Below are 21,094 nucleotides of genomic sequence, written 5' to 3'. Positions count from 1 at the left end.
GAAAAGGCCCGGCATGAGCGCTGACATAAAATCACTTTCCTCACTGGGACTGACGGCCAAGGCCGGGCGGAACCCGCAGATCACCGGTCTTGCCGTGGACAGCCGGGATGTGGAGGAGGGATTCCTCTTTGCCGCCATGCCGGGGGTCAAGATGCACGGCGGTGAGTTCATCCAATATGCCCTGCGAATGGGTGCTGCCGCGATCCTGACCGATGCGACGGGTGCAGAGATCGCCCGCGATGTGCTGGCTGAAAGCGATGCCGCCGTTGTCGTCACGACCGAGCCGCGTGAAGCACTGGCGCGCACCGCCTCGCTGTGGTTCGGGCGCCAGCCCCCGGTGGTTGTCGCCGTGACGGGGACCAATGGTAAAACCTCCGTCAGCACCTTCGTGCGACAGATCTGGACGATGCTGGGGCATCAGGCGATCAACCTCGGCACGACCGGCGTCGAAGGGTCCTGGACCGCGCCCCTGATGCACACCACGCCGGAGCCGATCACGCTGCACCGGGCGCTCGCTCAGGCGGCAGATCACGGTGTGACCCATGCAGCGATGGAAGCCTCCAGCCACGGATTGGATCAGCGTCGCCTCGATGGCGTGACGCTCAAGGCGGCAGGGTTCACCAACTTCAGCCAGGACCATCTGGATTATCACGAAAGCTTCGAAGCCTATTTCGATGCCAAGGCGGGGCTCTTTGCGCGGGTCCTGCCGGAGGACGCCAAGGCCGTGATCAATATCGAGGAAGAGCGCGGTGTCGATATGGCCGCCATCGCCAATGCGCGCGGGTGCCCGGTGGTCTCGGTCGGGCGCGATATCGGTGATTTCCATCTGGGGAATGTTCAGGTCGATGCAACGGGTCAGACCGTGCAGTTTTACCATCTGGGTAAATCCTACGTGCGCCGCCTGAACCTGATCGGTGATTTTCAGGCGGAAAACGTGATGCTGGCGGCAGCACTTGTAGTGGCCTGCGGTGAAAAGCCGAACCATGTATTTGACACCTTTGAAGACCTCAAGACGGTGCGGGGTCGGATGCAACTGGCGGCAAAGCGTGAGAACGGGGCCACGGTGTTTGTGGACTACGCGCATACGCCGGATGCGGTGGCGACCGCTTTGCGCGCACTGCGTCCGCACGTGGTGGGGCGGCTCATCGCCATTGTCGGCGCAGGTGGGGATCGTGATGCCACCAAACGCCCGCTGATGGGACAGGCTGCGGCTGACAACGCCGATCTGGTGATTGTGACCGATGACAACCCGCGCTCAGAAGACCCCGCATCGATCCGCGCGTCGGTTCTGCTGGGGGCGCCGGATGCGCAGGAGGTTGGCGACCGGGCGGAGGCCATCCTGCGCGGAGTCGACGCGTTGGGACCGGGAGATGCCCTGTTGGTTGCAGGCAAGGGCCATGAGACCGGCCAGATCGTTGGCGATGATATCTTGCCCTTTGACGACGCCGAACAGGCGAGTGTTGCCGTTGCCGCGCTTGATGGGAGGATGGCATGACCCTCTGGACGGCGCAGGAAGCCGCCGCTGCCACGGGCGGCACGGTCACGGGCGATTGGTCCGCCACGGGCGTGTCCATCGACACGCGCACGCTGCAGCCGGGCGATCTCTTCGTAGCCCTGAAGGATCAGCGCGATGGGCATGAGTTTGTCGCGCAGGCGCTGAAAAAAGGGGCCGCCGCGGCGCTGGTAGACCATGTTCCAGGGGGCGTGCCCGACACCGCACCCTTGCTGATGGTTGACGACGTTCTGGCCGGGCTGGAAGCCTTGGGCACCGCTGCACGTGCCCGAATGACGGGCAAGGTCGCGGCGGTCACCGGCAGCGTCGGCAAGACCTCCACCAAGGAAATGCTGCTCGAAATGCTCTCTGCTCAGGGGCGCACCCACGCCTCCGTGGCCAGCTACAACAACCACTGGGGCGTGCCGCTGACCCTCGCGCGGATGCCCCACGAGACCGAATTTGCTGTCATCGAGATCGGCATGAACCACCCCGGCGAAATCGCCCCGCTTGCCAAAATGGCCCGCCCGCATGTGGCGCTGGTCACCACGGTCGCCGCCGCGCATCTGGAGGCCTTTGACGACATCAGCGGCATCGCGGTGGAAAAGGCCTCGATCTTCGAGGGCGTGGAACCGGGCGGCGTGGCGGTTCTGAACGCGGATGTCGAAACTTCTGCGATTCTGATGGCCAAGGCGCTGGATTGCAAGCTGCGCGACATCAGCTTTGGCACGGAAGGCTATGATTTCAAACTCATTCGCGCTGACCTGCGCGATGACATGACCGTGGTGCAGGCGCAGATGGCCGAAGCACCGCTGCTCTATAAGATCGCCTCACCGGGGCGTCATTTTGCGATGAACGCGCTGGGGGCGCTGGCGGTTGTGGCCGCGCTCAAGGCTGATATCGCGCTGGCCGTCGGCGCCCTGGGGCGTTGGCGTCCCTATAAGGGGCGCGGGCAGCGGGAACGGATTTTCCTCGACGCGGTGGATACGCGCCTGTCGCTGGATCTCATTGATGACAGCTACAACGCCAATCCGACCTCGATGGCTGCCGCGCTGGAGGTTCTGGCCGCAGCACCGGTGATGAATGACATTGGCCGCGTGTCCAAAGGCCGCCGCATCGCCTATCTGGGCGATATGAAGGAGCTGGGGGCGGATGAGATTGCCCTGCACGCGGCCCTTGCGCATTTGCCCGCCACGCAGGAGATCGACGTGATCCATTGCATCGGGCCGCTGGCGCGCGCGCTTTATGATCTCTTGCCGGATGCCCAACGCGGTGACTGGTTCGAAACCGCGCAAGAGGCGCTGCCCCGGCTCAAACGTTCCCTCGATAGCGGTGACGTGGTGCTGGCCAAAGGGTCACTCAGCATGAAACTCGGCCTGATCGTTGACGCGATCCGCAAAATGGGACATGCCCCGCTGGACGTGGAAGAAGGATAACGAATGCTTTACTGGCTCACGCTGCTGTCGGACGGGGGGGATTTCTTCAACCTCTTTCGCTACATCACCTTCCGCGCGGGCGGGGCATTTCTGACGGCGCTGGTCTTCGGGTTCCTTTTTGGCAAACCGCTCATCGCGGTGCTGCGCAAACGCCAGGGCAAAGGTCAGCCGATCCGCGACGACGGCCCGGAAAGCCATTTTGTCAAGGCCGGTACGCCCACCATGGGCGGGTTGCTGATCGTGGGCGCGTTGCTCACTTCGACGCTGCTCTGGGCCCGGCTCGACAATCCCTTCATCTGGATCGTGCTCTTTGTCACCATGTCCTTCGCGGCCATCGGCTTCATGGATGACTATGCCAAAGTCTCCAAACAGACCACGGCGGGCGTGCCCGGCCGGGTGCGTTTGCTGCTGGGCTTTCTCATCGCCGCTGTCGCTGCCTATTGGGCGGCACAGCATCACCCGGAGGCGCTGTACAACCGGCTGGCGCTGCCTGTTTTCAAAGACACGCTGATCAACCTGGGCTATCTCTTTGTCCCCTTTGCGATCATCGTGATCGTGGGGGCCGCCAATGCGGTGAACCTCACCGATGGTCTCGATGGCCTTGCGATCATGCCGGTTATGATTGCCGCCGGAACGCTGGGCGTGATCGCCTATGCGGTGGGGCGCGTCGACTTTACCGAATATCTTGACGTGCATTACGTGCCCGGAACGGGTGAAATCCTGATCTTTACGGCGGGTATTTTCGGCGGCGGCCTTGGCTTTCTATGGTACAACGCGCCGCCAGCGGCGGTTTTCATGGGCGATACCGGCAGCCTGGCATTGGGCGGGGCTCTGGGCGCCATCGCCGTCTCTACCAAACACGAGATTGTGCTGGCCATCGTCGGCGGGCTTTTTGTGGTCGAAGCGATGAGCGTGATCATCCAGGTACTCTACTTCAAACGCACCGGCAAGCGCGTCTTCCTGATGGCGCCGATCCACCACCACTATGAGAAAAAGGGCTGGGCGGAGAGCACCATCGTGATCCGTTTCTGGATCATTTCGCTGATCCTGGCGATGATTGGTCTGGCGACGTTGAAAGTGCGGTGACACGTCACCCGTGACCAACTGTGCGTAGTACGCTGGCAAATCCGGCACTGCGCGCCGCGTGCAAATGTGGCCTGATCCCCGTCGCTTTTCCTCCCGATAGAGTTAACGCGCTTGTCAGCAAGCTGCAGGAGCGGCAGTGTCGCCCCGACAATTTCCAAGGAGAGCTTAGGTGATTCCGGTCAGAGGTTTGCAAGGTCACAAAATCGCTGTGTTGGGTCTTGGTCGTTCCGGTCTGAGTGCTGCACGCGCGCTGGCCGCGGGCGGCGCCGTGCCAATTTGCTGGGATGACACGCAGGCCGCGCGCGACACGGCGGAGGCCGAAGGGTTCACCTGTCAACCCTTCCGGGACGCGCGGGATTTTGAAGAGATTGCGCGTCTCATTGTCAGCCCCGGCATTCCGCATCTCTATCCCGCGCCGAACCCGGTTGTCGCCGCTGCGCTGAGCGCGGGCGTGCCGGTGGACAATGACATCGGGCTCTTCTTTCAATCCTTCGCGACAACAGAGTGGAACCGTTTTGATGTGCCCCCGCGGGTCGTGGCGATCACCGGGTCCAACGGTAAATCCACAACTTCGGCGCTCGTGCACCATATTCTGAGCGAGGTGAACCGGCCCTGTCAGCTGGCGGGCAACATCGGGCGCGGGGTTCTCGATATCGATCCGCCGATTGATGGCGAAGTCGTTGTGCTGGAGCTGTCCAGTTACCAGACCGATCTCGCACGCAGCCTGACCCCGGACATCGCGGTGTTCACCAACCTGTCGCCGGATCATCTGGACCGCCACGCAGGCATGGGGGGATATTTCGCGGCCAAAAGACGCTTGTTCGCGGAGGGCGGCCCGGATCGCGCGATTATTGGCGTGGACGAAGCCGAAGGGCGTTTTCTGGCTGGGCAACTGGCGGAGGGCCGCGCCGATGATCGGGTGATCCGCGTGTCCGTCGCGGAAAAACTGACCGGGCCGGGCTGGCAGGTTTTTGCCCGCAAGGGGTTCTTGTCGGAATACCGCAAAGGCAAGCAGGCCGCCTCAATCGATCTGCGGGGCGTGCCGGGATTGCCCGGCGCGCATAATCACCAGAACGCCTGCGCCGCCTATGCCGCCTGCCGGGCATTGGGGCTTGCCCCCAAGGTCATCGAGGCCGCGTTCCATAGCTTTGCGGGGCTCCCGCACCGCAGTCAGCTGATTGGTGAAAAGGATGGTGTCCGCTTTGTGAACGACAGCAAGGCCACCAATGTGGATGCCGCGGCCAAAGCCCTCTCGGCCTTCGAGCGGGTGCGCTGGATCTGCGGCGGGCTTGAAAAAGAGGGCGGTTTGGCAACGCTCGGCGACGCCCGCACCGTGGTGAAAGCCTATGTGATCGGGCGCGAAGCGGCCAATTTTGCGATGCAATTGCCGGTGGAGGCAGAGGTCTGCACCACGATGGAAAAAGCGGTGACGCGGGCGGTATCTGAGGCTGAGGCGGGAGAAGTGATCCTGCTTGCGCCAGCGGCAGCGAGTTTCGATCAATACGATAACTTCGAAAAACGCGGCGAGGCATTTGCCGACGCGGTGGCAAAACATCTCTGAGTGCGGGGATCTTGGTTGCGCCTAGGGCCGCAGTGCGGAGGCAGCGGCCATGGCCGATGACCACGCCCATTGGAAATTGTAACCGCCCAGCCAGCCCGTCACATCCACGGCCTCACCGATGAAAAACAGCCCCGGAACAGCGGTCACCTCCATTGTCTTGGCCGAAAGCGCGTCGGTGTCCACACCGCCTAAAGTCACTTCTGCGGTGCGGTAGCCTTCGGTCCCCGTGGGTGTCAGGTACCATTCGGACAGCTGCGTGGTGATCGCGTGGAGTTTCGCATCCGATTGATCGGCGAGATTGCCAGACAGATCGGTTTCAGTGGCGAGAAAGTCTACCAGCCGGGCGGGCAGGTGCTGCGACAATTCCGTTGTCAGGTTGCGCCGTCCGGAGTGTCCACGTTTGTCGCGCAGCGCGGTGTAGAGATCGGCATTCGGCGTCAGGTTGACGGCAATTTTCTCGCCTTCACGCCAATAGGAAGAGGCCTGCAGAATCGCCGGGCCGGACAGGCCGCGATGCGTGAAAAGCAGTGCTTCCTCGAAACTGGTCCCACCGGCGGTGATGCGCGCATCGGTTGCCACGCCGGCGAGCCCTGAAAATCGCTCTTGCGCAAAGGTGAAAGGGACAAGCCCCGGTCGGGTCTCCTTCATAGGCAGACCGAATTGCGCCGCGATCTCATAGGCAAGCCCTGTCGCCCCCATCTTGGGGATGGATTTGCCGCCTGTGCAAATCACTAGCGTTTTTGCGGTCACCAGCGTTTCCGCCGCGTCGGATTTCAGCAGAAACGTGAACCCGTCAGGTGACTTTGCAAAGCTGTGCGCAGTTGTTTGCAAATGCAGGTCAACGCCGTTTTCCTGCATCAACCCGCGCAGCATCGCGATGATTTCCTTTGCGGAGGTGTCGCAAAACAACTGACCCAATGTTTTCTCGTGCCACGCGATGCCGTGGCGATCCACCAGATCAATGAAATCCCACTGCGTGTATCGGGCCAGCGCGGATTTGGCGAAATGCGGATTGCCGGACAAAAAGGCCCCGGCGTCGCAATACAGGTTGGTGAAGTTGCAACGCCCGCCGCCTGAAATGCGGATCTTTTCCCCCGGCGCGCGGGCATGATCCACGATCAGAATGCGCCCCTTGGCATGGGCGGCGCACATCATGCCTGCGGCCCCGGCACCGATAATTGCTATGTCTACCTGCATCACGGCCAACTGGCGTGAAATCCCGCAAATGACAAGCCTTGAGGCTAGCGTTGTGGATGATTTCGCGTTACTGTGTGCGGATCAGACCCCGAAAAGGGGCGTATCGAGGCAGTGTAGTTATCCAAGGCAGGCACCCATGACAGAAATGGTCTATGGCGCAGTTCCGGTTCGCGATGGTGAACCGATCCTTCCCAAATGGTGGCGGACGATTGACAAATGGGCGATGTCCTGTGTGCTCATCCTCTTTGCGGTGGGGCTCTTGCTGGGGCTGGCCGCCTCGCCGCCGCTGGCCGCAAAGAACGGGTTCGAACCCTTCCACTACGTGCAGCGGCAAGCGTTCTTTGGCACATTGGCGCTCCTGACCATGATCGTGACCTCGATGATGTCTCCGGTGCTGGTGCGGCGGCTGGCTGTGCTTGGTTTCATTGTGGCCTTTATCGCGCTGTCTTTACTGCCATTTTTCGGAACGGACTTTGGCAAAGGGGCCGTGCGCTGGTATGGATTGGGCTTTGCGGCGATCCAGCCTTCCGAATTTCTGAAACCAGGGTTCGTGATCGTCGCGGCTTGGATGATGGCGGCGTCCTCCGAGTTGAATGGCCCGCCCGGAAAAACATGGTCTTTCGCGCTCTGCATGGCGATTGCGATGATGTTGGTCATGCAGCCCGACTTTGGGCAGGCCTGCCTCATTCTCTTTGCTTGGGGTGTGATGTATTTCGTCGCGGGGGCGCCGATGGCGTTGCTGGTCGGAATGGCGGCACTGGTGGTTTTTGGCGGTACGCTGGCCTATTCCAATTCGGAACACTTTGCCCGCCGTATCGACGGTTTTCTGAATCCCGATATCGACCCACGGACCCAATTGGGGTATGCCACAAATGCCATTCAGGAAGGTGGCTTTTTTGGTGTCGGTGTGGGTGAGGGACAGGTAAAATGGTCCCTGCCGGACGCACATACGGACTTTATCATCGCTGTGGCAGCTGAGGAATATGGATTGATCCTGGTGCTGGTCATCATAGCACTTTATGCGACCGTGGTTGTGCGGTCCCTGCTGCGGCTGCTGCGGGAACGCGACCTGTTTATCCGCCTGGCGGGCACGGGGCTGGCTTGCACGCTGGGGGTTCAGGCGATGATCAACATGGGCGTTGCCGTGCGGCTGCTGCCCGCCAAGGGGATGACCCTGCCGTTTGTGAGCTATGGTGGGTCTTCGGTGATTGCCAGCGGGATCGCGGTTGGCATGTTGCTGGCGTTCACCCGCACCCGCCCGCAAGGCGAAATCAGTGATCTTCTGGCACGTGGACGGGTAAAGTGAGCAAGCAACCTCTTTTGTTGATCGCGGCCGGGGGTACGGGCGGGCATATGTTCCCAGCCCAGGCGCTGGCCGAAGCGATGTTGCTGCGGGGATGGCGGGTGAAGCTGTCCACCGACGCGCGCGGTGCGCGCTATACCCAAGGTTTCCCGCATAGCACCGAGATCGAAGAGATCAGCAGCGCCACTTTTGCGCGCGGCGGTCTGCTGGCAAAGGCGATGGTTGCGCCGCGTCTGGCCGTGGGGGCGGTTTCAGCGCTTTTTGCCTTCATGCGGGACCGACCATCGGTGGTGGTGGGATTTGGCGGCTATCCGACGATCCCGGCGATGTCGGCAGCTTACCTGATGAAGCTGCCACGGATGATCCACGAGCAGAACGGCATATTGGGACGTGTAAACAAGATCTTCGCGGCGAAAGTTGATGCGATTGCTTGCGGCACATGGCCCACGGATCTGCCCGATGGGGTCGCAGGATACCACACCGGAAACCCGGTCAGAAGCGCCATTCTGGAACGGGTGGAGGCCGGGTATATCTCGCCCGGCGACTATCCGATGGAGCTGCTGGTGATCGGTGGCAGCCAGGGTGCGGGCATTCTCAGCGATGTGATCCCGCCCGCCATTGCAGGTCTGCCCATGGACATGTTGCGCAACATCCGGGTCAGTCACCAGGCCCGCGACGAAGATCATGAGCGCGTAACGGAATTTTATGCAGAGCAGGGTATCAACGCGGATGTGCAACCGTTCTTTCATGATGTTCCGCGCCGCATGACCGAAGCGCAACTGGTGATCAGCCGTGCAGGGGCCTCTTCCGTCGCTGACCTCTCGGTGATCGGTAGGCCCTCTATTCTGATCCCCTATGCGGCGGCGACCGGCGATCACCAGACCGCAAACGCGCGCGGGCTGGTTGAGGCGGGTGGCGCGATCATGATCCCCGAAAGCCGGTTGAACGTGGATGCCGTCACGGAACAGATCCTCTCGGTGCTGGACAATCCCGAGGGGGCGATGCAAATGGCGCGCTCGGCCGCGCGCTTTGGCAAACCGGATGCAACGGAAGCCTTGGTGGAACTGGTCGAGGGGCTGACAATGAAAAGGCAAGAAGAATGAGTGCAGCAACAAAACTGCCCGGCGACGTTGGGCCCATCCATTTTGTCGGCATCGGCGGTATCGGCATGTCAGGCATCGCCGAGGTGCTGTTGAACCATGGCTATACCGTGCAGGGGTCTGACCTGAAGGCCACGCCGATCACCAAAAGGCTGCAAGAGCTGGGCGCGCATGTCTTTGAAGGTCAGCGCGCCGAAAACATCAACAATGCCGAAGTCATCGTAATTTCCAGCGCGATCAAACCCGGCAATGCCGAGCTGGATGCGGCCCGCGTGCAGGGCCTGCCCATCGTGCGCCGCGCCGAGATGCTGGCGGAGCTGATGCGGCTGAAATCGAACATTGCGGTGGCGGGGACCCATGGCAAGACCACCACGACGACAATGGTGGCGACGCTGCTGGATGCAGGGGAGTTCGACCCGACGGTCGTGAACGGCGGCATCATCCACGCCTATGGCTCCAACGCGCGGGCGGGGGAGGGCGAGTGGATGGTGGTCGAAGCGGATGAAAGCGATGGCACGTTCAACCGCCTTCCAGCCACCATCGCGATTGTCACCAACATCGATCCCGAGCACATGGAGCACTGGGGGGATTTTGACACGCTGCGCCAGGGCTTCCTCGATTTTGTCTCCAACATTCCGTTTTACGGCGTTGCCGTCTGCAACACGGATCATGCGGAGGTGCAGGCGCTGGTGGGCAAGATCACCGACCGCCGCGTGGTGACCTATGGCTTCAATGCTCAGGCTGATGTGCGGGCGGTCAACCTGACCTATAAAAATGGCGTGGCGCATTTCGATGTCGCCCTTCAAGCCGAGGGGATCATGATCGAGGACTGCAGCCTGCCGATGCCTGGGGATCACAACGTCTCCAACGCGCTGTCGGCCATTGCCGTGGCGCGGCATCTCGGCATGAAGGGCGACCAGATCCGCGAGGCCCTGGCGAATTTCGCCGGTGTGAACCGTCGCTTCACCCGCGTGGGCGATGTCGAGGGCGTAACGATCATCGATGATTACGGCCATCACCCGGTGGAGATCACGGCCGTCCTGAAGGCGGCCCGGCAGGCGACGGAGGGTCGCGTGATCGCCGTGCATCAACCGCACCGTTACACGCGGCTGTCTGATCTTTTTGACGAATTCTGCGCCTGTTTCAATGACGCCGATGTGGTCGGCATTGCCGAGGTCTATGCCGCGGGCGAGGACCCGATTGAGGGGGCCAGCCGCGATGATCTGGTGGCCGGGCTCATTCGGCATGGCCACCGTCACGCCCGCGCAGTTGTGGGTGAGGATGATCTTGAACGTCTTGTGCGTGAACAGGCCCGCCCCGGCGATATGGTGGTCTGCCTTGGCGCGGGGACCATCAGTGCCTGGGCCAACGGCCTGCCTGCGCGGCTGCGCAGAGGGGCCGCCTGATGTTGCTTTGGGCGGCAATCCTATGGGTTTTTGCCTCTGCGGCGGTCGCAATGCTGCCGATGCGCCATCAATATATTCCGGGCGTTGCCTTGCTGATTGCAGCACCCTTGCTGATCCTCTGGATCGGGATGGAGGTTGCATGGTGGGCGGCGGTGCTGGCCCTATTTGCTTTCGTTTCCATGTTCCGTAACCCGTTGCGTTTTTTTCTCGCCCGCGCCCGTGGGCAAAGACCGGAGATCCCTGAATGAGCCTCTCGTTGATTTTGGCCGCCTGCTGGGCCGTGGCGGCAAACATCCTGGCGATGACGCCGAGCAAGGATCACCACTGGCGCAACGCCTATGTCCTGATCGCCATCGGCATTCCCATCGTTGGGTTCGTGACCTGGCAACATGGGCCCTGGATTGGCATGTTGGTGCTGGCGGGCGGCATGTCGGTGCTGCGCTGGCCTGTCATTTACCTGGGCCGCTGGATCAAGCGCGTGACCCTGCGATAGGCTTGGCCGATGAACGACATGCCAGAGGTTCGCGGGCGCCTGACGCCCAATCGAGCATTGAGCGATCTGACGTGGTTGCGCGTGGGCGGACCCGCTGATTGGCTGTTTCAACCGGCTGACCTTGCGGATTTGCGCGATTTTCTGCGCAATCTGCCTGCGGATGTTCCGGTGTTCCCGATGGGTGTCGGATCCAACCTGATTGTGCGCGATGGCGGCCTGCGCGCTGTGGTCATTCGCCTTGGGCGCGGGTTCAACGGCATCGAGATCGATGGCACAGGTGTGACGGCGGGGGCGGCGGCTCTTGATGCGCATGTGGCAAAGAAAGCGGCGGATGCGGGTCTTGATCTGACGTTCCTGCGCACGATACCGGGCAGCATTGGCGGGGCTGTGCGTATGAATGCGGGCTGCTATGGCAGCTATACGGCGGATGTTCTGATTGAGGCGCAAGCGATCACGCGCAGCGGTGAGGTTGTGACCTTGCGCGCTGATGACCTGCAATTTGCCTACCGGCAAAGCCATTTACCGGCGGGATGGGTGCTCACGCAAGCGACGTTTCAGGCGCCCTCGGGGGACCCCGCGACGCTGCACGCGCGCATGGCAGATCAGATCGCCAAACGCGACGCCACGCAGCCAACCAAGGACCGCAGCGCAGGCTCCACGTTCCGCAACCCCGCCGGTTTTTCCTCCACCGGTCAGTTGGATGATGTGCATGATCTCAAAGCCTGGAAAGTCATCGACGACGCAGGTCTGCGCGGGGCGCGGCAGGGCGGGGCGCAAATGAGTGAGAAGCATTCGAATTTTCTGATCAACACCGGGGAGGCCACAGCGGCGGACCTGGAAGGATTGGGGGAAGCTGTGCGAAAAAAGGTTTACGCCCAAAGCGGTATCACGCTAGAATGGGAAATCATGCGCGTCGGCGAGCGTTAACGGGGCATTAACCAAACCCTCGCCAGAGTGCAGAAAGAAAATTAGCGGTGAACCGGCGCAAAAGTCGGAGCTAAAAACAAATAATGGGCCGAAACGGTCCGGCAAAGAGGCACCAAAGTGGGTCAGTCGAGCAGGACACCCCAGCGTGTGGCGGTATTGATGGGCGGCCCTTCGGCTGAGCGCGAAGTGTCTCTGTCGAGCGGGCAAGCCTGTGCAGCCGCCCTGCGGGGAGAAGGATTTGAAGTGATCGAGGTCGATGCAGGCCGCGATCTCTGCACGGTTCTCGACGATATTTCACCGGATGCGATCCTGAATTGCCTGCATGGGCGTTGGGGTGAGGATGGATGTGTGCAGGGCCTGCTGGAATGGATGGGGATGCCCTATTCGCATTCCGGCGTATTGTCCTCCGCGCTGGCCCTGGACAAACAACGCAGCAAGGATGCGTTTGTTGCCGCGGGGTTGCCCATCGTCGATAGTGTGATTGTTCCTGCCGAGGACGTGCGCAAGCGGCATGTGATGCCGCCGCCCTATGTTGTCAAACCCAACAACGAAGGGTCTTCGGTTGGGGTCTATCTGGTGCATGAGGCCAGCAATGGGCCACCGCAACTCTCCGATGATATGCCCAAGAACGTCATGGTGGAGGCCTTTGCGCCGGGCCGCGAGTTGACCACCACTGTGATCGGGGATCGTGCCCTGACTGTGACAGATATCCTGACGGACGGTTGGTACGACTATGATGCAAAATACAAACCGGGCGGCTCGCGCCACGTCGTGCCCGCCGATGTGCCGTTGGAGATCTTCGATCTGTGTATGGACTACGCGTTGCGGGCGCATAAAGCTTTGGCTTGTCGCGGTGTCAGCCGCACCGATTTTCGCTGGGATGAAAACAAGGGCGCTGACGGGTTGATCCTGCTGGAAACCAACACCCAGCCCGGCATGACCCCGACCTCGCTGACGCCGGAGCAGGCGCAGGCCTGCGGCATGACATTTGGTCAGCTCTGCGCCTGGATGGTGGAGGACGCCTCATGCGATCGCTGATGTCCCGCAGGCCCGCTGCGAGCGACCCGGCACCGTCGCGGTGGGCCTGGCGCATGCAGCGGTTGATGCTGACGCCTGCGTTCTTGCTGATGCTGCGCGCGGGTGTGCCCATGGCGCTGACCTTTCTGGCGGGGGCCTGGTATCTGTCGGACGAGGGGCGGCGGCAGGCCATTCACGACACGGTCGCCGAGGCGCGGGCCAGTTTCGAGACACGCCCGGAGTTCATGGTCCAGCTGATGGCCATCGATGGCGGTGACGACGCGCTGGCCGAAGACATCCGCGAAGTGGTGCCGCTCAATTTCCCGGTCAGCTCCTTTGACCTCGATCTCGTCGAAATCCGGAAGACAATCGCAGCGCTTGCACCAGTGAAAACAGTGGGGGTGCGCATCCGTCCGGGCGGTATCCTGCAGGTTGACGTCACCCCACGCAGACCGGTTGCGATCTGGCGCGGGCGCACAGGGCTGATCCTGGTGGATATCACCGGCACGCATCTGGGGACGCTGCCCAAACGCATGGACCGCCCCGATTTGATGGTGATCGCTGGCGAAGGCGCCGAAGCGCAGGTCAAGGAAGCGCTGAGCCTTTACCGGGCCGCGGCCCCCTTGGGCGGGCGGCTGCGCGGCATTGTCCGGATGGGCGCGCGGCGCTGGGACGTTGTGCTGGATCGGGGTCAACGCATCCTGTTGCCCGAAACGGATGCTGTGGAAGCGCTGGAGCGGGTGATTGCGCTGGATGGGGCACAGGACATTCTGGCGCGTGACGTGGTGCGGGTCGATTTGCGGCTGGGCACGCGACCGACCTTACAGATGAGCGAGCAGGCCACGGCATTGTGGTGGGACATAAAACAGTTTTCGGGGCAATAGAAACAATGGATTTATACGACAGCCAGCGCCAGATGCGGAACATGCGCAAGGCGGCCATGCAACGCGGCGTGGTGGCCATTCTGGATGTGGGCAGTTCCAAGATTTCCTGTCTGGTGCTGCGGTTCGATGGCACCGGCGATCTCGGGGATGAGGGTGAAATCGGGTCCCTGGCCGGGCAGTCCGGGTTTCGGGTCATCGGCGCGGCCACGACGCGGTCCCGCGGGGTCCGGTTTGGTGAGATCTGCGCCATGCAGGAAACCGAACGCGCCATTCGCACCGCTCTTCAGGGCGCTCAGAAAATGGCCGGTATTCGTGTTGATCACGTGATTGCCTGTTTCGCGGGGGCTGAGCCAAGGTCTTACGGTCTGGATGCGCAGATCGCGCTGGAAGGGCAGGCGGTCGATGAACAGGATGTGGCCCGCGTGCTGGCGGCCTGCGATGTGCCGGATTACGGACCGGGCCGCGAAGTGCTGCACGCGCAGCCGGTGAATTTCGCCATCGACCACCGCTCCGGTCTCAGCGATCCGCGCGGACAGTTGGGCAATGCGCTGTCGGTCGACATGCACATGCTGACCATCGACGGCGCAGCGGTGCAGCATCTGGCGCATTGCATCAAACGCTGTGATCTGGAGCTCGCGGGCATTGCCTCATCCGCCTATGTCAGTGGCATTTCCGCGCTGGTGGAAGATGAGCAGGAATTGGGCGCGGCCTGTATCGATCTCGGCGGCGGATCCACCGGCGTGTCGATCTTCATCAAGAAACACATGATTTACGCCGATACCGTGCGTATGGGCGGCGATCATGTGTCCGGGGATATTTCCATGGGGCTGCAAGTGCCCATGGTGATGGCCGAGCGGATCAAGACCATGCACGGCGGGGTGCATGCTACCGGAATGGACGACCGGGAGATGATCGAGATCGGCGGCGATACCGGCGATTTTGAGCACGACCGCCGGACGGCCAGCCGCGCCGAAGTGATCGGAATCATGCGGCCCAGGGTCGAGGAGATTCTTGAAGAGGTGCGGGCGCGTTTGGATGCAGCCGGTTTCGACCATTTGCCCAGCCAGCAGATCGTTCTGACCGGCGGCGGCAGCCAGATCCCGGGGCTTGATGGCTTGGCCAGCAAAATTCTCGGGCAACAGGTGCGGTTGGGGCGGCCCTTGCGGGTGCATGGATTGCCGCAGGCGGCAACTGGTCCCGGATTTGCATCCGTGGTTGGGCTCACGCTCTTTGCAGCGCATCCGCAGGACGAATGGTGGGATTTCGATATTCCGGCTGAGCGTTACCCGAACCGGTCGCTGAAACGCGCTGTCCGCTGGTTTCGCGATAACTGGTAAGACTTTAGCGAATCACGATGACGCGTCGCGTGCGTTGTGATACGCTTTCACTAAGGCCCATAAGAGGCCCGAGGCGACCGAGCAGTCGTCCTGAAATTGCTGACCACGACGCGTTTGCGCGGATCAGATGCCCTGCATCTGGCCGAATCCCCTGCGCGTTTTCTAGCGTCTTGATGCGCGATTTGCGCAACATCTTGCCAAAGAACACTCCCTGAAGCGGAGTGAGGCCGGATTTGGGCCATATTTTGTGGCGAAATTGCGTTTTTTGCGTGACGCTGCGGCGCTCAAAGGGTAGTGTCAAGCCGGAATAGGCACAAAAACACCCGCGAATGCGGGGCAGCAGCACAGGCGGATTTTACCATGACCCTTACTCTTTCCATGCCCGGACAGGCAGATCTCAGACCTCGTATCACCGTGTTCGGCGTTGGTGGTGCCGGTGGGAATGCAGTCAACAACATGATCGAGAAGGAACTCGACGGCGTCGAGTTCGTCGTGGCCAATACCGACGCGCAAGCGCTGCAGCAGGCGAAATCGGACAACCGGGTGCAACTGGGCATCAAGGTCACCGAAGGTCTGGGCGCGGGCGCCCGCGCGACGGTTGGGGCCGCCGCCGCTGAGGAAAGCATTGAACAGATCGTCGACCATCTGGCAGGCGCACACATGTGTTTCATTACCGCAGGTATGGGCGGAGGCACCGGCACCGGGGCCGCACCGATCATCGCGCAGGCTGCGCGCGAGCTGGGTGTGCTGACCGTTGGTGTCGTGACCAAACCCTTCCAGTTTGAAGGCGCCAAGCGGATGCGTCAGGCCGAAGACGGCGTCGAGGCGCTGCAGAAGGTTGTCGATACGCTGATCATCATTCCAAACCAGAACCTGTTCCGTCTGGCCAATGAAAAAACCACCTTTACCGAAGCCTTCTCAATGGCGGATGATGTGCTTTATCAGGGTGTTAAGGGTGTGACCGACCTGATGGTCCGTCCGGGCCTGATCAACCTCGACTTTGCCGATGTGCGCGCCGTGATGGACGAAATGGGCAAGGCAATGATGGGCACGGGGGAAGATGACGGCGAAGATCGCGCCATCCAGGCCGCCGAGAAGGCCATCGCCAACCCGCTGCTGGACGAGATCAGTCTGCGTGGCGCCAAGGGTGTCCTCATCAACATCACCGGTGGTCATGACCTGACCCTGTTTGAACTGGACGAGGCGGCAAACCGCATTCGTGAGGAAGTGGATCCAGAGGCCAACATCATCGTGGGCTCCACGCTGGATACGGATATGGGGGGCCTGATGCGCGTCAGCGTCGTGGCCACAGGCATCGACGCGACGGATGTGAACACCGAAATGCCCGTACCGCGCCGCTCTTTGTCTCAGCCGCTCAAGCCTGCAGAGGTTGCTGAGGAAGAAACGCCAGCACCGGCAGTGGCCGCCGTGGCCACGATGCCTGAACCTCAGGAAAGCGTGGTCGCCGAAGCAGCGGAAGAGCCCTCGCTCTTTGAATCGCTGGACGTGCACCAAGCCGCTCCCGAGGATACGCGCGACGATGTCTTTGCGCATGACACACCGGCGCAGGACGACGACGATCTGCCGCCCCCGGCCTATCAGCCGCAGGTTGCTGCCTTTGAACCCAGCCGTGTTGACACAGACGTCGAGCCCGAAAGCTTTGTCGCACCCCGTGCGCCGACCCCAGGAACACCGTCGCCAGAAGCCATGGCGCGGTTGCGGGCGGCTGCGCAAAAAGCAGCGCCACAGCAGTCTGCTCCACGGGAGGTCGCTGAACCTCGCGATGCGGCACAGGGTGATCGCCCCCGTTTCGGGATCAATTCCCTGATCAACCGGATGACCGGACATGCTGAAGGCGGCGCACAGCCTGCGCCGCGCCAGCAACCCCCTGTGCAACAGCGCGCGCATGAACCGGCGCCCATGCCCCAGGAACAGGCGGATCCGGATCAGGAACGGATCGAAATTCCCGCGTTTTTGCGCCGTCAGGCGAACTAAATACTTCACGAAATTCGAAGAAGGAGCCGCAGAGATGCGGCTCTTTTTTATTGAAAAACAGTAATTTAGGGCGTGGCAGGCGTCTTTGTGCTCAAATGTAACAGATGTGTTTCAGTCGGTTGCAAAGATTGAGTTGAGGCTGGAGCGATCAACCCATAGTTACCATTGCAACCGGGCCAAAGGGCTCGAAGAATGTGGGGCAACCAGTGCAGACGACGATCAAATCACCGATCAGCTTTTCCGGCTGTGGTCTTCATACAGGCCACAAAGCCACCGTGACGATCCGTCCGGCGGGTGCCGAACATGGCATCTGGTTCTCGCGCACGGATATTGCCGTCGGTGATCGCCTGATCCCCGCGCGCTGGGATGCCGTTCTGCGGTCGCCCCTCTGCACAAAAATCGAAAATGGTGCTGGCCTTCAGGTGTCCACCGTTGAGCATATCATGGCGGCGCTGGCCGGCTGTGGCGTGCACAACGCGCTGGTTGAAATCGACGGTCCGGAAGTGCCGATCCTGGATGGATCTGCGGTCCCATTCGTGCGCGGTATCATGCAACGCGGACTGCGGAAGCTCGCAGCACCCGTGCGCGCCTTTGAGGTGTTGAAAACCGTAACGGTCACCGATGGGCTTGCATCTGCAACGCTGGCCCCGGCGGACACGCTGCGGATCGATTTCGAGATTGATTTTGACGACCTGGCGATCGGCCATCAGAAGAAGTCGCTGGTGATGAACAACGGCAGCTTTGCGCGCGAGCTGTGCGACAGCCGTACCTTCTGCCGTCAGGCGGATGTGGATGCGATGCGCGCGAACGGCTTGGCCCTGGGCGGCACACCTGGTGAGAACGCAGTTGTTTTTGACGGTGAGCGGGTCCTGAGCCCCGGCGGTCTGCGCCACAGCGACGAGCCCGTGCGTCACAAGATGCTGGACGCGCTGGGTGACCTGGCCCTTGCCGGGGCGCCGTTGATCGGACATTACACCGGCGTGCGCGCCGGGCATTCCCTGACCAACACGCTTTTGCGCAGCCTCTTTGCCACGCCGGATGCGGTGCGCATGGTGGTCTGTGATCAAAGCACGGCATCACGGCTGCCGGGCTACGGCCTCGTCTGGGACGAGATCCCCGCGGTCGCATAAGGTCATGTCGCGGCTTGGCGGCAAGAGCCCTCTCATTTTCCCAAGCTTTCTCACACTCGCGTTCACAAAGGACGCAATGGGCGTTTTGCATGGGAAATTTCTATGCTAGGACCTCTGAGAGTTGACGTGAAATGCAGCTCACAGGGGTACGGAGCAAAGGTGGCAAAGCATGAGTAGGCTTGGGTCGCGCCAGCGGTGGTTAGCTGCGGTGTTGGTATCAACAACATTGGTGGCATGTGGTGACGGGAATCCCGGGCGCACCACAGGTAATTTCTTTAACCCACAGGAAATTCCGCTTGAAACCTATTCTCCGGAACAGATTTTCGAGCGGGGTGAGTTCGAGCTCACCCGGAGCCGACCCGATGACGCGGCATTCTATTTCGCCGAGATCGAGCGACTTTATCCCTATTCCGATTGGGCGCGCCGGGCGCTGATCATGCAGGCGTTTTCCTACCACCGCGACCAGGACTACCCCAACAGCCGGTCAGCCGCGCAGCGGTTCATTGATTTCTACCCCGATGATGAAGATGCAGCCTACGCGCAATATCTTCTGGCGCTGAGCTATTACGACCAGATCGATGAGGTCGGTCGCGATCAGGGTCTGACATTCCAGGCGTTGCAAGCGCTGCGCGAAGTGATCGAACGCTACCCGGACAGCGATTATGCACGCTCCGCCATTTTGAAATTTGATCTCGCTTTCGACCATCTGGCGGGCAAGGAAATGGAGATCGGACGCTACTATCTGCGCCGCGACCATTACACCGCTGCGATCAACCGTTTCCGCGTCGTGGTCGAGGATTTCCAGACCACGTCGCACACACCGGAAGCGCTGCACCGTCTGGTTGAAGCTTATCTGTCACTCGGTCTGACCGATGAGGCGCGGACCGCAGGGGCGATCCTCGGCTTCAACTACCGATCCACCGATTGGTATGAGGACAGTTTTGCGCTGCTGACCGGGCAGGGGCTCACGCTTGAGGCCGCTGGCGATGGTTGGTTGCGTCAGGTTTACCGCCAAACTGTCAGGGGCGATTGGCTCTGACCCGGCGGGGATAACGGAAAAGGCCAATGCTGCGCGGGCTCGATATCTCCGACATGCTCATCATCGACCGGTTGGAACTCAGCTTCCAGCCGGGGTTGAATGTGCTGACGGGCGAGACCGGTGCGGGCAAATCCATCTTGTTGGACTCCTTGGGGTTTGTGCTCGGCTGGCGCGGTCGCGCGGACCTTGTGCGCCAGGGTGCGGCGCAAGGCGAGGTCACCGCGTGGTTCGATCTGGCCGAGGGGCATCCCGCCCATGCCATTCTGAGCGAGGCGGGGCTGCCAGGGGGGGATGAGTTGATCCTGCGCCGGATCAACACGGTTGATGGTCGGAAAACCGCCTGGATCAACGACCGGCGGTGTTCCGGAGAGGTGCTGCGGCAGCTGTCGGAAACGCTGGTGGAGTTGCACGGCCAACATGATGACCGCGGCCTGCTTAACCCGCGCGGGCACCGGCTGATCCTGGACGACTTCGCCGGGCTGGATAAAGCGAAGGCAAAGTGCCGCGCCGCCTGGACCGAAAAAGGCAAGGCCGCCAAGGCATTGGCCGCGGCAGAGGCGGCAATGGTGGTGATCCGGGAGGAGGAGGACTTCCTGCGCCACGCGGTTGCCGAACTGGATGCGCTCAGCCCGGAACCCGGCGAAGAGGCCACTTTGGATACACACCGCCGGGCGATGCAAAACGCCGAGAAAATCCGCAGCGATGTGGTGCGTGCGCATGAAATACTGAGCGGGCAGGGCGCCGAAGCGGCGCTCAGTGACGCGCTGCGCTGGCTCGATGGCGCGGCGGAACAGGCGGAGGGGGCGCTCGAAGCGCCCATGGCCGCGCTGTCACGGGCGCTTGTCGAACTGGATGATGCGACGGCGGGCATTTCCGCGGCGATTGAGGGGTTGTCGTTTAATCCCATAGAGTTGGAAGACACCGAAGAGCGCCTCTTTGCCATCCGCGCCCTCGCGCGCAAACATGAGGTGCTGGCGGACGATCTTGCCGCTTTTGCCGATACGCTGCGCGGCAAGCTGGCGGCTCTCGACGCCGGCGATGCGGATCTCGCGCAATTGGGCCGGGATCTGGCGGCGGCAGAAGCCGCCTATGACGCCGAGGCGGCACGTTTGACCATCGCACGCCAAAAAGCAGCCAAGGCGTTGGACAAGGCTGTCACCGCAGAACTCGCGCCGCTTAAGATGGAGCGCGCGGTTTTCGAGACGCAAATCACTGCAGATGCGGCGGGCCCGGAGGGTTCAGATGCCGTGGCCTTCACCGTGGCGACAAACCCCGGCGCGCCCTCGGGACCCCTGAACAAGATCGCCTCCGGCGGCGAACTCAGCCGATTTCTGTTGGCGTTGAAGGTCTGCCTGACCAAGGGGCAAAGCGGATTGACTATGATCTTTGACGAGATCGACCGCGGTGTGGGCGGTGCGACCGCAGATGCGGTGGGGCGCAGGTTGGCGACGCTGGCCAGTGACGGGCAGGTTCTGGTGGTGACGCATTCGCCGCAGGTGGCCGCCCTGGGCGCGCACCACTGGCGCGTGGAAAAACGCGTGGCCGCTGGCATGACGACCTCCACCGTGACGCCGCTGCCAACACCGGAGCGTGTGGATGAGATCGCGCGCATGCTGTCCGGGGACACGATTACAGAAGAGGCGCGCGGTGCCGCGCGCGCGCTTCTGGCGGGGTAGGACCACCAAGGGGCT

At 61.8% G+C, this 21,094-nt stretch carries 18 protein-coding genes; 17 read left to right on the top strand and 1 reads right to left on the bottom strand.

The features are described 5' to 3' along the window. The first annotated feature begins 13 nt into the window (after positions 1-13). From Q1A20_RS02570 to murD, 4 genes are all read left to right on the top strand, one after another. Positions 14-1,495, top strand: a complete 1,482-nt coding sequence (locus tag Q1A20_RS02570) for a UDP-N-acetylmuramoyl-L-alanyl-D-glutamate--2,6-diaminopimelate ligase (protein ID WP_299915761.1) — start codon at positions 14-16, stop codon at positions 1,493-1,495. Then, entirely contained in the window at positions 1,492-2,928 is a 1,437-nt protein-coding gene (gene murF / locus Q1A20_RS02565) for a UDP-N-acetylmuramoyl-tripeptide--D-alanyl-D-alanine ligase (RefSeq protein ID WP_299915759.1), read from the top strand. Before Q1A20_RS02570 ends, murF begins: the two co-directional genes overlap by 4 nt. A gap of 3 nt (positions 2,929-2,931) precedes the next feature. After that, positions 2,932-4,014 carry a phospho-N-acetylmuramoyl-pentapeptide-transferase gene (gene mraY / locus Q1A20_RS02560; RefSeq protein ID WP_299499327.1) on the top strand — a complete coding sequence of 361 codons (1,083 nt, stop codon included), beginning with the start codon at positions 2,932-2,934 and terminating at the stop codon, positions 4,012-4,014. 169 nt (positions 4,015-4,183) lie between these two features. Further along, positions 4,184-5,575: a UDP-N-acetylmuramoyl-L-alanine--D-glutamate ligase gene (murD, locus tag Q1A20_RS02555; protein ID WP_299915757.1), complete on the top strand. Its 1,392-nt coding sequence runs from the start codon at positions 4,184-4,186 to the stop codon at positions 5,573-5,575. 21 nt (positions 5,576-5,596) lie between these two features. Here the strand turns inward: murD and Q1A20_RS02550 are convergent, their stop codons facing one another. Next, complete coding sequence (locus Q1A20_RS02550; RefSeq protein WP_299403928.1) at positions 5,597-6,772, bottom strand: aminoacetone oxidase family FAD-binding enzyme; 1,176 nt, start codon at positions 6,770-6,772, stop codon at positions 5,597-5,599. A 136-nt stretch (positions 6,773-6,908) separates the two neighbouring features. On the opposite strand from Q1A20_RS02550, the gene ftsW reads away from it, so the two are divergent. The 13 genes from ftsW to recN all read left to right on the top strand — a co-directional run bounded on the left by ftsW (position 6,909) and on the right by recN (position 21,079). After that, complete coding sequence (gene ftsW / locus Q1A20_RS02545; protein ID WP_299915754.1) at positions 6,909-8,078, top strand: putative lipid II flippase FtsW; 1,170 nt, start codon at positions 6,909-6,911, stop codon at positions 8,076-8,078. Beyond that, on the top strand, positions 8,075-9,178 hold the full coding sequence (locus tag Q1A20_RS02540; protein WP_299915752.1) for a UDP-N-acetylglucosamine--N-acetylmuramyl-(pentapeptide) pyrophosphoryl-undecaprenol N-acetylglucosamine transferase: 1,104 nt from the start codon (positions 8,075-8,077) through the stop codon (positions 9,176-9,178). The genes ftsW and Q1A20_RS02540 overlap by 4 nt, the downstream gene beginning before the upstream one ends. Beyond that, positions 9,175-10,581: a UDP-N-acetylmuramate--L-alanine ligase gene (gene murC, locus Q1A20_RS02535; protein ID WP_299403932.1), complete on the top strand. Its 1,407-nt coding sequence runs from the start codon at positions 9,175-9,177 to the stop codon at positions 10,579-10,581. The genes Q1A20_RS02540 and murC overlap by 4 nt, the downstream gene beginning before the upstream one ends. Further along, the gene (locus Q1A20_RS02530) at positions 10,581-10,829 is read left to right on the top strand and encodes a DUF2484 family protein (RefSeq protein ID WP_367180865.1); all 249 of its coding nucleotides are present in this window, start codon (positions 10,581-10,583) and stop codon (positions 10,827-10,829) included. Before murC ends, Q1A20_RS02530 begins: the two co-directional genes overlap by 1 nt. Then, a complete protein-coding gene (locus Q1A20_RS02525; protein ID WP_299403935.1) occupies positions 10,826-11,074 on the top strand; it encodes a DUF2484 family protein in 249 nt (82 codons plus the stop codon). The genes Q1A20_RS02530 and Q1A20_RS02525 overlap by 4 nt, the downstream gene beginning before the upstream one ends. 9 nt (positions 11,075-11,083) lie before the next feature. Next, complete coding sequence (gene murB, locus Q1A20_RS02520; RefSeq protein WP_299403937.1) at positions 11,084-12,001, top strand: UDP-N-acetylmuramate dehydrogenase; 918 nt, start codon at positions 11,084-11,086, stop codon at positions 11,999-12,001. Positions 12,002-12,160: 159 nt separating this feature from the next. Beyond that, entirely contained in the window at positions 12,161-13,039 is an 879-nt protein-coding gene (locus Q1A20_RS02515; protein WP_299915749.1) for a D-alanine--D-alanine ligase, read from the top strand. Beyond that, the gene (locus Q1A20_RS02510; RefSeq protein ID WP_299403942.1) at positions 13,027-13,902 is read left to right on the top strand and encodes a cell division protein FtsQ/DivIB; all 876 of its coding nucleotides are present in this window, start codon (positions 13,027-13,029) and stop codon (positions 13,900-13,902) included. Before Q1A20_RS02515 ends, Q1A20_RS02510 begins: the two co-directional genes overlap by 13 nt. Positions 13,903-13,934: 32 nt before the next feature. Beyond that, positions 13,935-15,239 (top strand): cell division protein FtsA, encoded by a 1,305-nt coding sequence (gene ftsA / locus Q1A20_RS02505; protein ID WP_299405124.1) that lies wholly within the window; start codon positions 13,935-13,937, stop codon positions 15,237-15,239. A gap of 360 nt (positions 15,240-15,599) precedes the next feature. Further along, positions 15,600-17,234 (top strand): cell division protein FtsZ, encoded by a 1,635-nt coding sequence (ftsZ, locus tag Q1A20_RS02500; RefSeq protein ID WP_299403947.1) that lies wholly within the window; start codon positions 15,600-15,602, stop codon positions 17,232-17,234. A 206-nt stretch (positions 17,235-17,440) separates the two neighbouring features. After that, positions 17,441-18,364, top strand: coding sequence for a UDP-3-O-acyl-N-acetylglucosamine deacetylase (gene lpxC / locus Q1A20_RS02495; protein WP_298969977.1), 924 nt, complete (start codon positions 17,441-17,443; stop codon positions 18,362-18,364). Positions 18,365-18,533: 169 nt separating this feature from the next. Then, a complete protein-coding gene (locus Q1A20_RS02490) occupies positions 18,534-19,403 on the top strand; it encodes an outer membrane protein assembly factor BamD (RefSeq protein ID WP_299403950.1) in 870 nt (289 codons plus the stop codon). Positions 19,404-19,429: 26 nt separating this feature from the next. After that, complete coding sequence (gene recN / locus Q1A20_RS02485) at positions 19,430-21,079, top strand: DNA repair protein RecN (protein ID WP_299915745.1); 1,650 nt, start codon at positions 19,430-19,432, stop codon at positions 21,077-21,079. Positions 21,080-21,094: the final 15 nt, after the last annotated feature.

Source organism: uncultured Roseobacter sp. (assembly GCF_947501835.1).
Classification (GTDB): domain Bacteria; phylum Pseudomonadota; class Alphaproteobacteria; order Rhodobacterales; family Rhodobacteraceae; genus Roseobacter.
Note: the sequence above shows the minus strand (reverse complement) of the source record. Positions and strands in the feature narration are given on the sequence as shown.